Here is a 15,804-nt window from a genome sequence, read left to right on the forward strand (position 1 = left end):
GATAAGTGGAGTATTTGTCCCAGTGGTGATGGGAATTTCTTTAGTGACTTTTATAATTTGGCTTGCAATGGGGAAGGATGTTTCATTTGCACTTAATATGGCGGTTGCAGTCCTTGTAATATCCTGTCCTTGTGCTCTAGGGCTTGCAACTCCTGCGGCTATAATGGCAGGTACGGGAAAGGGAGCAGAAAGGGGCATACTTATAAGGACAGCCGAAAGCCTTGAAGTAGCACATAAAATAGATACCGTTGTGCTTGATAAGACAGGTACAATTACCGAGGGTAAGCCTAAGGTTACTGATGTATTTATAAATGGGATTGATGAAGAAAAATTTATCTTTCTTACAGCAAGCTTAGAAAGTGCAAGTTCACATCCTCTTGCAGATGCTGTTATAGGGTACGCTAAAGCAAAAAATGTTAAAATAAAACAAGCAGATAGTTTAGAAATTATTGAAGGTAGAGGAATAAGAGGCAAGATAGGCTCTGAAACTGTATTTGCAGGAAATAAGGACTATATGAAAGAGCTTGGAATAAATGAAGATATGTTTTTGGAAACTGTGGAAAAGATGTACTCCCTAGGTAAGACAGTTCTATATTTTGCAAGAGGAGATGAGAAAAAAGAACTAATGGGGGTTGTGGCGATAGCTGATATAATTAAGGCAGGAAGTAGGGAGGCAGTAAAGGAACTTCAATCATCAGGCATAGATGTAGTTATGTTGACCGGTGATAATGAGCAGACAGCAACGGCGATTGGTAAAGAAATCGGTATAGGCAGGATAATAGCAGGGGTTAAACCAACAGATAAAGAAGAACAGATAAGGCTATTGCAGGAAAATGGAAAAAAGGTTATGATGGTAGGTGACGGTATAAATGATGCACCGGCTCTTGCAAGAGCAGATATAGGAGTTGCAATAGGTACAGGAGCAGATATTGCAGCAGATACTGCTGATATAATACTAATGCATAGCGATTTAAATGATGTACCTTATGCGATACAACTAAGTAGTAAGGTTGTAAGAAAGATTAAAGAAAATCTGTTTTGGGCATTATTTTACAATGCTATTTGTATTCCGGTGGCAGCAGGATTGTTTTTTGAAGGCTTTGGACTTAAGCTAAATCCTATGATAGGAGCACTTGCGATGAGTTTTTCATCAGTTTTTGTGCTTAGCAACTCGCTTAGATTAAGGTTTTTTAAGCCTAAGTTTAAAACCGGAAAAGCGATAGTGCCTGATAGTAAAGAGGTAGAAGTTGTGGCTGTAAATGTATGGACAGATGAAAAAATTAAAAAACAGGAGGTTGTTATGGAAAAAATAATTGATATTGAGGGAATGATGTGTATGCACTGTGTAAAGCATGTGAAAGATGCACTTGATGCAATAGAGGGAGTAGAGGCTGAGGTAAGCCTTGAAAATAAGAATGCAAAGGTGAGCCTTACTAAAGAAGTGGATACCACTATTCTTAAAGAGGCTGTTGAGAAGGGTGGTTATACCGTTACAGGAATACACTGATTTTTCACAAAACAAAGCTTTCATTTTGGCTTATCTTATGATAGAATTGCAAAATACGTTATATTTCAGAAGAACATGGCTCTGATTATATAATAATATCTTGGTTCTAAAAGAAAGGAAAAGACATAATGAAAAGAAGAATTTATTTAATGACGGCAATAACTATGGTAGCATTAGCCTTTACTGCTTGTGGAGGGAATACAGAGAACAATAAAAGCAGTAATGCAAGTTCTGCATCGGGAAGTGTAGTAAGCAGTACAAAAGACAATGTAAATACGGCAGCTTTAGACTTTAACCCATCTGATTATATAGAAAAGCTTGGCAACTACAAAGGGCTTGAGTATGAAAAGGTGGATACGGGAGCGACTGATGCAGAGATAGAAGAAAGGGTTAAAGCTTTTCTTAAAAATTATCCTAAGAAAATAACAGATAGGGAAATTAAAAACGGAGATACAGCTAATATTGATTATGTAGGCAAGAAAGACGGGGTTGCTTTTGAGGGTGGCACTGCTGAGGGCTATAATCTAAACATAGGTTCAGGCTCTTTTATTCAGGGTTTTGAAGAGGGTCTTGTAGGTAAGAAACCCGGAGAAACAGTTGACCTTAATCTTACGTTCCCAAAAGAGTATCATAGCGAAGAACTTAAAGGTAAGGCAGTGGTTTTTATGGTTAAGATAAATTATATATTAGGAGATACCCCTAAAGAACTTACAGATGAGCTGGTTAAGGCTAATACTGAGTTTAAGACTGTTGCAGAATATAAGGCTGATATAAAAAAGAGGATTGAAGAGAGTAAAAAGCAAGAGTCCGATGAACAAATAAGGCGTGGACTTATTGATAAAATAGTGACAGAAACGGCTATTAAGTCTGTGCCAAAAGAATTAGAAGATAAATTTGATAATCAGATTAAAGATTATTGGAATAAAGTTGCAGCAAGTAATGGTCTTGAGATGAAGGATTTTATTGAAAATAATCTTAAGAGTAATGAAGCGAATTTTGAAAAAGAAGTTAGAAGTCAGGCAAATACATCTGCCAGGAGACTTACTGTAATAAGAGCAATTGCAGATGCAGAAAAAATAAATGTTTCTGAAGACGAATATAACGAAGCTCTTAATAAGTATTATGAAAGTAGTGGAGCTAAAGAAAGCATGGAACTTTCAGAATATGAGAAACAGGTAGGAAAAGAAAATCTTATAAACTTGCTTTTGCATGATAAAGTAGGAGAATTCTTATTGCAAAATGGAAAAGAAGTAACTAAATAAATATAAAAAGCCGTCTAACAACAAGGTACAGTGTTGTCAGATGGCTTTTGACTTTTATGGCACTTTGTTATTTTGCAAAGTCTGTAGAGCCTCTCAGTATTAATTCAGGGCGAAGGAGGTTACGGCTGATTGCCATGTTGTGAGTCATAATTGAGTTAAGGGCAAAGAAACCAGAGCGTCCGAGCAGGGATCTCTCCTGTCTGATGGTGGTAAGGGGAGGAGTTAAAAGAGAAGCAAGGGGTATATCATCTATACCGACTACACTTATATCTTCAGGTACGGAAAGCCCTCTGCCCATCAGCTCTGTGTAAACACCTGAAGCTATTACATCATTTCCGCAAATTATAGCAGTAGTTCCTTTTTGCAGTATGTTGTCGATATGATCCTCTGCAACTCTTGCAACAAAGTAGGCGTAGATCGCAAGGTCAGGGTCTACTGTAAGTTTTCTTTTTTGCATACTTTGGTAAAAACTTTCCATTCTTTGCTCAGTGATAAGAGAATTTTTTGAACCATTGAGGAAGGCTATTTTTTTATGTCCCAAATGTGAAAGATGTGAAATTATGAGTTCCATTATTTCTGTACTATCAGTACCGATATAGCAGGTGTTTGGATTTTTAGGTATATAATTGTCAAATAGTACAGTAGGAGTTGTTGTATTTTTAAAATCTTTAAGCCAAGGGTCTTCTAAGGCAAAACCCACACAAAATGAGCCGGCAAATCCATTTTTTAACATAAAAGAATCATAGCGTTCATTCCCCTGAAAGGCAGGAGAAATGGGAAGTAGGGCAACTTCGAAACCTTCTTTAACTGCCTCTTGTTTAAATCCGGTGACAATGTCAAAACCAAATTGGCCGGAAGATTCGTAATCCATATTTTCCATAAAAATACAGACTTTTTTGCCACTGCCTCCTAATTTTAGTTTACTGCTTTTGTAGCCCATAGAAATTGCTGTGTCAATGATTTTATGTTTAAGTGCATCACTGATATCAGGAGCATTATTTAATCCCTTTGAAATTGTACCGGGAGAAACTCCTAATTCTTTAGCTATGTCTTTGATAGTAATCATTGTGAAACCTTCCTTAGCTTTTTACGAAATTTTACGAAATAAGTATAAGCCTATTTTGTGCAAGTTGCAATAGAAATAAGGTGAAAATATAAAATAAAAATAAATTTTTGCAAATTGTATATAAAAAACACAAAAAGATGTCTAATTTAGAACAAAAAACAAAGTTGTATGATAGTTAAAAAGTCTAAATAAATTGGGAAAATTTATAAACCAAAATAATAAATTATAATTTTATGCAGGAATAATAGAGAAAATATTTAAACCTTTATCGAATAAAAATGATTTTATATACTAAATGCACAAAAAAATATTGACAATATTGGAAGATAATGATAATATAAAACGAAAAGGTAGTTTCGTAAAGTTTCGAAACTCTTGTGGTTGATGGTTGAAGGCTGTTTTAGATGCTTTTATTGTGGCGGCAAGAAGAGCAGAAGAGGTAGCAGAGTGCCAAAACCGTTTTATGATTAAAGGAGGAATAATCAAATGAGAAAGTCAAAGAAAATCTTATCACTTATGCTGGCAGGAATAATGGCAGCATCACTTACAGCTTGTAGCAAGCCTGCTGATACTAAGACAAGTAGTGCAGCTAAGACAAGCAGTGCAGCTAAGACAAGCAGTGCTACAGCGTCTACAGCAAGCAAGACAAGCTCTGCTCCTGCGGCTGAAGAGGCAGTTGAGGCTACAATTACAGTGTGGAGTCCACAGGAAGATCAGGCAGAAGAGAGCGGCAACTGGCTTGGCAATATGTGCAACAAGTTTGCAGAGGCTCATCCGGACTGGAAACTTACATTTAAGTATGGCGTTTGCCCTGAGGGTGAGGCAAGAACACAGGTAACACAGGATCCTACAGCAGCAGCAGATGTATATATGCTTGCAAATGATAATATAGGTGATCTTGTAGCAGCTAAGGCTATTTCAAAGCTCGGTGGAAGTGCTCTTGATGCTGTTAAGGCTCAGAATTCAGAAGTTATGGTAAATACTGTTACTTATGAAGGTGGAGTATATGCTGTTCCATTTACATCTAATACATGGTTTATGTATTATGATAAGAGAGTGTTCAAAGAGGACGATATAAAGAATCTTGAGACTATGCTTGAAAAGGGTAAGGTTTCTTTCCCACTTGCAAATGGTTGGTACAATGTAGCTTTCTATGCAGCAAACGGTTGTACACTCTTTGGTGGAAACAACGATGCTAATGCAGGTATTGACTATAGTGGAGATAAGGCTACAGCAGTTACTAAGTATCTTGTAGAGCTTGTAAAGAATAAAAACTTCTCTAATGATGATAACGGTTCAGGTATGAAGGGTCTTAAGGACGGAAGTGTAAATGCTATCTTTACAGGTGCTTGGGATTACAACAATGTAGTTGATGCTCTTGGTGAGGAGAATGTAGGTATTGCACAGCTTCCTACAGCTAAGATTGATGGAAATGAAGTACAGCTTAGAAGTTTTGCAGGATCTAAGGCTATCGGTGTAAATCCTAACACAAAGAATCCTCAGGTAGCAGTTGCTCTTGCATCTTTCCTTGGTGGAACAGAGGCTCAGAAAGAGCACTATAAGATAAGAAAGACCATTCCTACAGATAACAGCCTTCTTACAGATGCTGAAATCGCTGCAGATGCACTTGCAGTAGCACAGGGAAATACAGTAGCAAATACATCTATTATGCAGCCGTTCGTAGCAGGTATGTCTAATTACTGGGCAAATGCTGAGAATATGGGAAAGGCAATCCTTTCAGGAGATGTTACAGCTGATAATGCTGCTGAGAAGACAGAGGCGCTTAATACTGCATTTAATACTAAATAAGAAACTTATACTAATAGGTGCGTGTTCGTAAAGGGCACGCATCTATGGTAAAATTGAGATAGGTAACAGTTTACACAAATAATATTAGAGTGTGGGGAATACAACATGGAAGATGTGAAATTCTTTAAAGCAGTGTCGAAGGGAGATGTATTTACCAAGCTATCTGTTTTAATACTGGGACTTGGAAATTTGGTGCGTGGACAGATATTAAAGGGGCTTATGTTTTTAGGAATAGAGGCAGCCTATATTTATTATCTGGCAAGTGTCGGAATTTATAATATTCAGAGATTTATAAGCCTTGGAGGCACTCCTCAAGAAGAGGTTTGGAATGAGAAAAAGCAGATATATGAATATACAGCAGGAGATAATACAGTGCTTATGCTGCTCTATGGTATATTTGCAATAGTTATAACTATTTTCTTTATAGTTGTTTTAGTAACAGCAGTTAAGAGTTCGTATGAGGCTGAACTTAGGAAAAAGGCAGGTAAAAAACCTTTAAGTTTTAGAGAGGATGTAAAGAATCTTTTTGATCAGGATTTACATAAGCTTCTTATGACACCTCCTTTTATTGGAATTGTATTGTTTACAATTATGCCTCTTATTTATATGATAAGTATGGCATTTACAAGCTACTCTGTTAAGGGTGACCATTTGGTGCTTTTTGACTGGGTTGGACTTGATAACTTTAAGGATGTGCTTACTCTCGGCAGCGAGGTAGGTAAGTCTTTTTGGGGAGTATTAATTTGGACAGTCGTGTGGGCAGTATTTGCTACCTCACTTAACTATATACTTGGTATGATTTTGGGTCTTATCATAAACAGAAAGGCCACAAGAGCTAAGGGATTTTGGAGATTCTGCTTTGTACTTTCAGTAGCAGTTCCTCAGTTTGTTTCTCTTATGATAATGAGGACAATGCTCGGTGCAGATGGAGATGTTAATAGGATACTTAGGGCAATAGGTTTCCTTGAAACTAACCAGTCACTTCCGTTTTTTACAGATGCGATGTGGGCAAGAATTACGGTAATAGTTATCAACCTTTGGGTAGGTATTCCATACACACTTTTACAAGTAACAGGAATCTTGCAGAATATTCCGGAGGAACTCTATGAGGCTGCTAGGGTTGATGGAGCTAATACAGTGACTATTTTTTGGAAGATAACACTTCCTTATATGTTGTTTGTAACTACTCCTTATCTTATTACGCAGTTTACAGGTAATATCAATAACTTTAATGTAATCTATCTGCTTTCAGGAGGTGCTCCTGTTGATGTCGGTGATACTGCCGGTAAAACGGATCTTCTTATTACTTGGCTGTATAAGCTGACAGTTGATAAGCAGTATTTCAATACAGGTGCAGTAATAGGTATTATTACCTTTATTATCCTGTCCGTAGTTGCACTGGTAACCTACCACAGAAGTGGTTCTTATAAGAATGAGGAGGCGTTCAAATAATGGATACAAAAGCAAAAATGTCGTCTTCATACAGGGTACGCCAAATAATTACTAATATTTTTGTTCATGTTTTCTTGGCGGTACTTTCAATAATATGGGTACTTCCGGTAGTTTGGGTTGTACTTAAGAGTCTTACACCTAAGAAAAGTGTGGGAATTTTTCCGGATAGTTTGAGTTTTGAAAATTATATAAAACTTTTTACAGACACAGCCGTACTTAATTTTCCAAAGATGTTTATGAACACCTTTATTATAGCTATATTTTCTTGTATGGTATCAACGGTGTTTGTACTTTGTGTAAGTTACTGTCTTTCAAGACTTCGTTTTAGTTTAAGAAAACCGTTTATGAACATGGCTATGATACTCGGACTTTTCCCTGGAATTATGGCTATAGTGGCTGTTTATTATATAATTAAGTCACTTGGACTTTCAGAAGGACCTATGATAAGGGTTGCACTTGTGCTTATCTACTCAGCAGGTGCAGGACTTGGTTTCTATATAGCCAAAGGTTTCTTTGATACAGTTCCTAGGGCACTTGATGAGGCAGCTATGATAGATGGTGCTACTAAGTGGGAAGTATTTACTAAGGTAACTATTCCTTTATCTAAACCGGTTATAGTATTTACAGTGCTTACAGCTTTTATTTCACCTTGGGTAGACTTTATCGCCGCTAAGGTTATTTGCAGGGCTGAGTCAGAGTATTTTACGGTATCAATAGGTCTTTGGCAGATGTTAAGCAAAGAGTATATAGGCTCTTGGTATACTAGATTTGCAGCCGGAGCAGTTTGTATATCCATACCTATAGCACTTCTCTTCCTTTACTTACAGAAGTTCTATGTAAATGGAATGGGTGGAGCTGTAAAGGGTTAAGTTATAATAATATTTTTTAGGATATCAATCCGGTACATTGTAAAAGCAGTGTGCCGGATTTGCGTTTATCTGAAAATAATGATAATTAGCTATATTATATAAAAAATAATAGAAAAATATATAGATTTAGCCACACAATATTACATTAAAAAACAAAATCAAGTAAAATACTGTTGATATTCATACAATATTTAACGATAATAATCCCAAATTGGTCTTGAAAAAATGATAAAATAGGGGTATAGTTTTTTATGTGACATTAATTTATTATAGTTAAGGGGGGCAACCATGAAAGAGAGAAAAGCTGACATGAAGTCAGGCAACGGAAGAGTAAAAAGTGTAGGATTAAAGATAAGTATTATTATCTCTATACTTCTTATTGTAGTCCTTGGAATTAAAACTGCTTATGATGCGATATCAAGTTATAATACAGCTATTAGGACTAATAAGGAACTTGAATATGAGCAGACAAGAAAACTTGCTAAGCAGCTTGAACAGGAGTTTATAGCTGTATACTACACAGCAAAGGCAATAGACAACACAATTGAAAGTAGTATGAATGTTGTACCTGTAGAAAGGAGAAGTAGAGATTTTGTTGCAACTGCTGTTAGAAGAGCTATTGAGGCTAATCCACATATTAGTTCTCTTGGTGCTTTTTTTGAGCCAAATGCTTTTGATGGTAAAGATGCACAGCATATAACTGCTGAAAATCCAAAAGGTCTTATGGCTGTTTATCTAGAAAGAGATAAGAATGGTAATACTTCCGAAGAAGGCTACTATGATTATTTTAATGAAGAGTGGTATAAGATTGGTATGGCTAATGGAAAGACTACTTTTACACAGCCATATAAAGAAGGCGATAATATAGTTACTACTTATGTTATGCCTTTAAAAGTAAATGATAAAATGGTAGGTATGGTTGCTGCAGATATATATGTTACTAATATTTCTGCTGTGCTAGCTGAAGATCCTGAGAATGGTCCTGATGATTTTACAGCACTTACATCAGGTAAGGGAGTTGTTGTAGCACATTCTACTGATAACAGCTTTATAATGAAGGATTTAAATAGCGATGCTGAAGTAAAATCTCATATAGATGCAGCACAGAGTTTGCAGGAATCGGAGGCAGAACATACTTCACTCACTACGGGCAAAGATTCTATCTTTATTTACATACCTGTAAATACCGAAGGTACTCCTGAAAACTGGGTATTCCAGTCAGTAGTATCTAAGAGTAAAATGACAGAGACAGCTGTAAAGAATGCAATATCAAGTATAATAATAAATATAGCCGTAATAGTACTTATTGCTATTATAATCTTTATTCTTTTAAGAAGAATGGTTTCACTTCCACTTGCAGTTATAAGCAGAGCACTTGGAAAGCTTGCTGATTACAATCTCAATCTTGATGCAGAGAGAGAAGAGAATGCGAAGTATGATAAGAGTGGAGATGAGATAGCGAGCTTAATATTGAGTGTTAGAAAGCTTTGTCAGAACCTCACAAGCATAGTTTCAAATATAAATGCACATGCTCAGAATACAGCAGCTACGGCCGAAGAACTTACAGCAACTGCTCAGTCTACATCAGATGCAGCAGGAGAGGTAGCAGTAGCAGTTACCAATATAGCTGATGGAGCTACAAGTCAGGCACAGGATACACAGACAGCAGCAGCTTCAGTAGAAACATCGAATAGACTCTTAGGAGAGATGATAGAAACCTTAGAGGAATTGTCAACGGCTACAAATACTATAGATAAGTGTAAGAATGATGGTAATGCTACACTTAAAGAGCTTGTAAAACTTACTGATGATAATAATAAGATTTCTGATCAGGTAAGCAATGTGATTGAGGAAACAAGCCGAGCCACTGAAAAGATATCAAGTGCATCTGAAATGATTCAGTCTATATCAGATCAGACCAATCTCCTTGCACTTAATGCTGCAATAGAGGCGGCAAGAGCTGGTGAGGCAGGCAAGGGATTTGCAGTAGTTGCAGATGAGATTAGAAAGCTTGCAGAGCAGAGTGCAGGATTTACAAGCGAAATCAGGCAGGTAATTGATGAACTTAAAAATAAGGCTGAATCAGCAGTAAGTATGATGGAACAGTCTAACGAGATGGTTAAGAAACAGAGCGAGAAAGTTTCTGAAACTAGCGAGAAGTTCGAAGAGATTTCAGCAGCTGTAGAGAACAGCAAAGCTATAGTAACAGAGATAAATAATGCATCAAGAACAATAGAATCAGAAAACAAAAATGTAACTAAGATGGTTGAAAATCTTTCAGCAATAGCTGAGGAAAATGCAGCTACCACAGAAGAGGCAGCAGCATCTGTAGATACTCAGGTTCAGTCTATTGGTGACATTTCACAGGCTAGTGAGAACCTTGCCAATATTGCAACAGATCTTCAGGATGAGGTAGCAAGATTTACTTTCTAAAATTAAGGGTTTAGTTAAAAGAGGCTATAAGCTTAGGCTTATAGTCTCTTTTTATGTATTAATAGGAAATGTGAGAGGGAGAGAAGTGGTGTTACACTTCTTTTTTTGATAAATATATAAGAGTAAATAGACTTAAGACTTGTAGATTGCAATTCTTTGTAGTAGAATAAATACCGTAGCTCATTATAGGCTGACTATATAATTAAATATAAATGATAAAGAAAGGCGAATGAAGAAAAAATGAGGAAAAGTAAAGAATTGAAACAGAATGGTTCTAAAAACAGAATGCACAGTATAGGATTTAAGGTAGGAATAATAATTTCTATAATCTTATTAATTATACTTGGAACAAAGGCCACAGCGGATATTCTTCACAATTACCAGGAAACGACAGCAAGTAGTGAAAAAAATAAGCTGGAAGAAACTAGAAAGCTTGCAAAACAGCTTGAAATAAGATTTGCAGCAGCCTATCAGACAGGAAGTGATCTTCAAGCAGTAATACAAAGTATTATAGAAAATGAAAATTCTTATGACCGAAACAGAGAATCTGTTATTGGGAATATGAAACAGATGTATAAGACTAATAGATATTTATATGGACTTGGAATATATTTTGAGCCAAATGCCTTCGACGGTAAAGATGCTATTAAGAACCCGGGGAGATTTACTGCCTATGTTTATGGTGATAGGGAAAATTGTAGTATAGACCTTGTAAATGATACGGATAGAGACTGGTACAAAATTCCAATGAAAGAAGGCAAAATTGTTTTTATGGAGCCTTATTATAGTTCGGATGATGGCAAATTGTCTACTACCTATGCATATCCTATAATAGCGAAAGGCAAAATTTATGGAGTAATTATTGCAGATGTTGCCCTTGATGACATACAGACATATCTTGAAGGACTTGAGGAAAATAATAATGAAGACTATAAAATACTTGTTACAGATAAGGGAACTTATGTAGCAGATTCGTCTGATAAAGACAGAATACTTAAAAATATAAGCGAAAATCTTTCTGAAGTTTCGGAGGCTGTGAAATCAGCTCAAAACTATCAGGAGACGGTTATGAGAACTACACATGGGTCAACAGGTAAGGATACGAAGGTAGTACTTATTCCGGTAGATAGTGTAGGAACTTCGGTTAAATGGGCCTTTGCCTCTGTAACTTCTGTGAGCTATGCAAATAGAGATGCAAATAAAAATATGATAATTAATATCATAGTGAGCATTCTTACTACCCTAATTATAGGAGCTATTATTTTTGTTCTTCTTATAAAGAAGGTAATGTCACCACTTTCGCTCGTAGAAAAAATGATAGTAAAGATGTCTGAATATAACCTTGATCTTGTTGAAGAAAAGAAAGAGGCTGATAAGTATGTTTCAGATAAGGGTGAAATAGGGAATATAATAAAGGCTTTAGAAAAAATGGTAGATAATCTTGTTTCTATCATACAAAATATTAATGCCAATGCTCAGAATACAGCAGCTACGGCAGAGGAGCTCACAGCTACAGCACAGTCTACTGCTGATGCAGCAGGAGAAGTGGGCAATGCAGTAACTAATATTGCAGAAGGTGCAACAGTTCAGGCACAGGAATCTCAGAGTGCAGTAGTTAGTGCAGAAGAATCAGGTAGACTTTTAGGAGAGATGTTAATAACACTCGAAGATCTTTCAGCATCTATGGATTTTATTATGGATAAGAAGAATGAGGGAGATGAGAGTCTTAAAGCGCTTTCAGCATCTAATGAACTAAACAATAGAGCTGCTGAAGAAGTACATGAAATAATAATTAAGACAAATGCTAGTGCTGAAAGAATTTCTGCTGCCAGAGAGATGATTCAGTCTATTTCTGATCAAACAAATCTTCTTGCACTCAATGCAGCTATAGAGGCTGCAAGAGCCGGAGAGCAGGGTAAAGGATTTGCTGTTGTTGCTGATGAAATAAGAAAACTTGCAGAGCAGAGTGCCGGATTTACAGAAGATATAAGAAAAGATATAGATATTCTTAAGTTAGATGTAGAAAAAGCAGTAAATACAATGAATAGCGTTGCCGGGCTTATGGAAGGTCAGAATGAAAAGATGGCTGAAACAGGTGATAAGTTCAAGCAGATTTCTGAGGCTATTGAGAAGAGTCAGTCCATAGTTGAAACACTTGATAAGTCTTCTAAGGAAATTGAAGATAAGAATGCTGTAATAATGAAGGCAATAGAAAATCTTTCTGCTGTGGCTGAAGATAATGCAGCTACTACAGAAGAGGCAGCAGCAGCCGTAGCTACTCAGGTACAGTCTTTGGAAGAGATTTCCGGAGCAAGTGAGAACCTTGCAAATGTTGCAGTAGAATTGCAGGAAGAAGTTGCAAAGTTCAGACTGTAGTATTGTATATATGATGTGTGTATAAAAATAAATTCTCTTGTAAGCAAGCTTGCAAGAGAATTTTTATACTTTTGACAGTTGTACCGTATACATTACTTAGATGAATTAACCTTTATATAAGCTAAGTTCTATACTTGTACCGTTTTCAGAACTTTCTAAGACCTTTACATTGCCCCCATGTTGAATAGCTATTTCTTTTACTAGTGCAAGACCAAGGCCGGCTCCACCCATAGCACGACTTCTGGACTTATCTACTCTATAAAAAGGCTCAAATATTTTTTCCCAGTCCTCTCTAACTATACCAGAACCACTATCGGCAATTATTACCTTGGCAAATTCATTTTCTTCCTTTATAGAAACTATGATGTTACCATTATCTTTATTATATTTAATGGCATTTTCTATAAGATTATAAATAGCCCTATATATAAGAGTATCACTGCCTGTTAATTTGGCACTGCCTATATTTTGTGTAATAGATACGCCTTTCTTTTCGCCTACAGCTGTCAAGTCGCATATTACTTCCTCGACAAGTTCTTCCAAATTTATATGGTCATTTTTTTCAGCAGACTGAAGTTCGGTCATTTCCAGAAGAATATCTATTACATGAGAGAGGCGATCAGTCTGTGTCCTTGCCATACATATAGCATCTTTACAGTCATCGGGAGTAAGGTTCTTGTTTTTTGCAAATACTTCAAATTTTGTACGCATTACAGCAAGAGGGGTTCTTAGTTCGTGGGCTGCACTTGCTGAAAATTGACGCTGTGCAATAAAGGTATCACCGAGTCTCTTAAGAAGTCTGTTAAAGGCGTAAGTAAGCCTTACAATTTCTATGGATTTACTTTGTGGAAGTATGGATTGCTGGATATTTTTTGCCTGTATATCTTCTATCTGTCTGGTAAATCGGCTTAGTGGGCTAAGAGCATAGCCGACAATGAAGTACATCAGTAAACTTCCTACTAATGTTATAATCAATGTTATAAGCAGGCTTTTTGCCCAAAACTCTATCTGTGTACTTTTAACCATATCTGAAAGAATGGCTTTTGGGTCGAGATGGACTTCTAAATCACCGGTTTTGCTTTCAGAAAAATTGCCACTGGGAAGTATTGCGATGGCTGAGTTGCCTATTTCATTCATATATACTGCAGCAGAATTGCTTATAAAGTAACTTATGGAAAGGCAGGCAACTATTACCATACAGGCGGTCATTAGAGTGAGTTTCCATTGAAGTGATATTCCTTTTTTCATTCCGACTCCCCTCCTATAAGATAGCCTTGCCCTATACGATTGATAATAGGGTCGTAGCCTAATGCAGCTTTTAGTTTTTTACGGAGAGCGGAAATATGTACACGAATAGAGTTGCTAAAACTATCTACACTTCCATCCCATACATGGTTTATCAGTTCTTCCTGGCTTACCGGACAATCTCTGTGTAGCATAAGGTATTCAAGAATTGAAAGTTCTTTTCTTGTAAGAGAGAGTTCGCTACCTTTTGCAGATACTGTGCGAGCCTTGGTATCAAGAGAAATCTCCCCACATTCAAGAATGAGGTTATTTTGTACTACTCTCCTTCTTGTAAGACTTCTAACCCTTGCTTCAAGTTCTTCGAAGTGAAAAGGTTTACAGAGATAATCGTTTGCACCACTGTCGAGTCCGTCTATTTTATCTTTAAGTCCTCCTCTTGCAGAAAGAATGAGGATGCTTGTTTCGTTATCTTCTTTCCGTATATTTTTTAAAACTTCCATCCCATCCATTTTGGGAAGGTTTAAATCTAGGATTATGAGGTCATAGCTTTCGACTGAGGTTATTTCCCAAGCCTCTTCTCCATCAAAGGCAGTATCTACTTCATATCCGTCAAGTCTTAATCCTTTTGCAATAGATTCACAAAGTTCTTTTTCATCTTCAACTACTAATATTCTCATATTTATTTTCCTTTACATCAATATGTTTTATCATCTGTACCATAATACCATATAGTAAACAAAAATTCTATTCAACTATTTTGTGAAAAAATTAAAAACTTGAAATGTGACTATTCAGTCTTTCTTTGTTTATATTGTATATTACTAACTCATATTTTTGTCTAAAATGCTGATTACAAATTGTAGTAAATTTATTATAATAATTCTTATTAGTTTTGTCGGATAATGATTCTAGAGTACATTTATCAGTTCAGAATTTTAAAATTACAATTTTAGTATTTCAAAAAAATTCAATTATTTAAATCCAAGGATGTAATTGCGATGGGATATGCATTGTGGAAAGGAGAAAAATTGGGGGAGAAGGATATTTTAGAAAAAAAGTTGTTTATGTTCAATGATGTATTTGCAGAGTTTGTAAATGGGATTATGTTTGATGGGGAGGAGGTAATAAAAGAAAACGAACTGCTTGATTTATCCGGATGGAGTCGGTACAAAGGAGATGACAGTAAATTTAGGATTCAGGACAGGGATGTGGTAAAACTATGGAAGAAAGAGAATATGATAATTTCTCTAATAGGAATTGAAAACCAGGATGTGCCGGATGCAAATATGGTATTTAGAGTCCTTTCATACGATGGAGCGTCTTATAGGACCCAACTAGCTGAGAAAGAAAGAAGAAAAAGAAAGCTTAGAGGAGCTGACAAAACCGGTAATATGTCAGGAGCAACACAGGATGTTTATCCGGTAATTACTTTTGTAATCTACTATGGTGAGAAAGAATGGAAATATGAAACAACCCTGTTAAAGAGACTCAAGATTAAGGGAGTATTTGAGAAGTATGTAAGTGATTATAAGGTTAATCTCATAGACTTGAAAAAAATGACAGAAGATGATATAAATAAATTTAAGAAAGATTTTAAGCTGATTGTTGATTATATGGTAAAAGGAAGTAACCATACGGCAGGAAACATAGAGGTAAACCATCCCGAAGAAGTAACTGAACTGATTTTAAGTCTGACAGGTGAAAAACTAACCATTCCTACAGAAGAGGACAAAGTCCAGCTAATAAATGTCAATAGTTAAATGAGATAAAATTTATTTTGTTTTC

11 protein-coding genes are annotated in these 15,804 nt (G+C 36.2%); 8 read left to right on the top strand and 3 right to left on the bottom strand.

Annotated features, from left to right (window positions below; all coding sequences use genetic code 11):
* On the top strand, window positions 1-1,507 hold a 1,507-nt coding region (locus ACTTG8_RS08025), incomplete at its 5' end, for a metal-transporting ATPase (RefSeq protein WP_442561609.1).
* Between the two features lie 128 nt (window positions 1,508-1,635).
* Window positions 1,636-2,769 (top strand): trigger factor, encoded by a 1,134-nt coding sequence (gene tig, locus ACTTG8_RS08030; protein WP_442561610.1) that lies wholly within the window; start codon window positions 1,636-1,638, stop codon window positions 2,767-2,769.
* A 67-nt stretch (window positions 2,770-2,836) separates the two neighbouring features.
* Here the strand turns inward: tig and ACTTG8_RS08035 are convergent, their stop codons facing one another.
* Entirely contained in the window at window positions 2,837-3,835 is a 999-nt protein-coding gene (locus ACTTG8_RS08035; RefSeq protein WP_442561611.1) for a LacI family DNA-binding transcriptional regulator, read from the bottom strand.
* 486 nt (window positions 3,836-4,321) lie between these two features.
* Here ACTTG8_RS08035 and ACTTG8_RS08040 point away from each other — a divergent pair, with 486 nt between their 5' ends.
* From ACTTG8_RS08040 to ACTTG8_RS08060, 5 genes are all read left to right on the top strand, one after another.
* Window positions 4,322-5,644 (top strand): extracellular solute-binding protein, encoded by a 1,323-nt coding sequence (locus tag ACTTG8_RS08040; protein ID WP_442561612.1) that lies wholly within the window; start codon window positions 4,322-4,324, stop codon window positions 5,642-5,644.
* A 105-nt stretch (window positions 5,645-5,749) separates the two neighbouring features.
* A complete protein-coding gene (locus tag ACTTG8_RS08045) occupies window positions 5,750-7,096 on the top strand; it encodes a carbohydrate ABC transporter permease (protein ID WP_442561613.1) in 1,347 nt (448 codons plus the stop codon).
* Window positions 7,096-7,965, top strand: a complete 870-nt coding sequence (locus ACTTG8_RS08050) for a sugar ABC transporter permease (RefSeq protein ID WP_442553643.1) — start codon at window positions 7,096-7,098, stop codon at window positions 7,963-7,965. Before ACTTG8_RS08045 ends, ACTTG8_RS08050 begins: the two co-directional genes overlap by 1 nt.
* A gap of 288 nt (window positions 7,966-8,253) precedes the next feature.
* Complete coding sequence (locus ACTTG8_RS08055; RefSeq protein WP_442561614.1) at window positions 8,254-10,398, top strand: methyl-accepting chemotaxis protein; 2,145 nt, start codon at window positions 8,254-8,256, stop codon at window positions 10,396-10,398.
* Window positions 10,399-10,638: 240 nt separating this feature from the next.
* Window positions 10,639-12,774 carry a methyl-accepting chemotaxis protein gene (locus tag ACTTG8_RS08060; RefSeq protein ID WP_442561615.1) on the top strand — a complete coding sequence of 712 codons (2,136 nt, stop codon included), beginning with the start codon at window positions 10,639-10,641 and terminating at the stop codon, window positions 12,772-12,774.
* Window positions 12,775-12,879: 105 nt separating this feature from the next.
* On the opposite strand, the gene ACTTG8_RS08065 is transcribed toward ACTTG8_RS08060, so the two are convergent.
* Window positions 12,880-14,022, bottom strand: a complete 1,143-nt coding sequence (locus ACTTG8_RS08065; RefSeq protein ID WP_442561616.1) for a sensor histidine kinase — start codon at window positions 14,020-14,022, stop codon at window positions 12,880-12,882.
* On the bottom strand, window positions 14,019-14,696 hold the full coding sequence (locus ACTTG8_RS08070; RefSeq protein WP_442561617.1) for a response regulator transcription factor: 678 nt from the start codon (window positions 14,694-14,696) through the stop codon (window positions 14,019-14,021). Before ACTTG8_RS08070 ends, ACTTG8_RS08065 begins: the two co-directional genes overlap by 4 nt.
* 321 nt (window positions 14,697-15,017) lie before the next feature.
* On the opposite strand from ACTTG8_RS08070, the gene ACTTG8_RS08075 reads away from it, so the two are divergent.
* The gene (locus ACTTG8_RS08075) at window positions 15,018-15,779 is read left to right on the top strand and encodes an Rpn family recombination-promoting nuclease/putative transposase (protein ID WP_442561618.1); all 762 of its coding nucleotides are present in this window, start codon (window positions 15,018-15,020) and stop codon (window positions 15,777-15,779) included.
* The last annotated feature ends 25 nt before the right edge of the window (window positions 15,780-15,804 follow it).

The sequence above is a fragment of the Catonella sp. genome (genome assembly GCF_052173895.1).
Classification (GTDB): domain Bacteria; phylum Bacillota; class Clostridia; order Lachnospirales; family Lachnospiraceae; genus Catonella.

Coding starts and splice junctions, on each gene's coding strand:
- tig (WP_442561610.1), top strand. CDS start 1,636: ATGAAAAGAAGAATTTATTTAATGACGGCAATAACTATGGTAGCATTA.
- ACTTG8_RS08035 (WP_442561611.1), bottom strand. CDS start 3,835: ATGATTACTATCAAAGACATAGCTAAAGAATTAGGAGTTTCTCCCGGT.
- ACTTG8_RS08040 (WP_442561612.1), top strand. CDS start 4,322: ATGAGAAAGTCAAAGAAAATCTTATCACTTATGCTGGCAGGAATAATG.
- ACTTG8_RS08045 (WP_442561613.1), top strand. CDS start 5,750: ATGGAAGATGTGAAATTCTTTAAAGCAGTGTCGAAGGGAGATGTATTT.
- ACTTG8_RS08050 (WP_442553643.1), top strand. CDS start 7,096: ATGGATACAAAAGCAAAAATGTCGTCTTCATACAGGGTACGCCAAATA.
- ACTTG8_RS08055 (WP_442561614.1), top strand. CDS start 8,254: ATGAAAGAGAGAAAAGCTGACATGAAGTCAGGCAACGGAAGAGTAAAA.
- ACTTG8_RS08060 (WP_442561615.1), top strand. CDS start 10,639: ATGAGGAAAAGTAAAGAATTGAAACAGAATGGTTCTAAAAACAGAATG.
- ACTTG8_RS08065 (WP_442561616.1), bottom strand. CDS start 14,022: ATGAAAAAAGGAATATCACTTCAATGGAAACTCACTCTAATGACCGCC.
- ACTTG8_RS08070 (WP_442561617.1), bottom strand. CDS start 14,696: ATGAGAATATTAGTAGTTGAAGATGAAAAAGAACTTTGTGAATCTATT.
- ACTTG8_RS08075 (WP_442561618.1), top strand. CDS start 15,018: ATGGGATATGCATTGTGGAAAGGAGAAAAATTGGGGGAGAAGGATATT.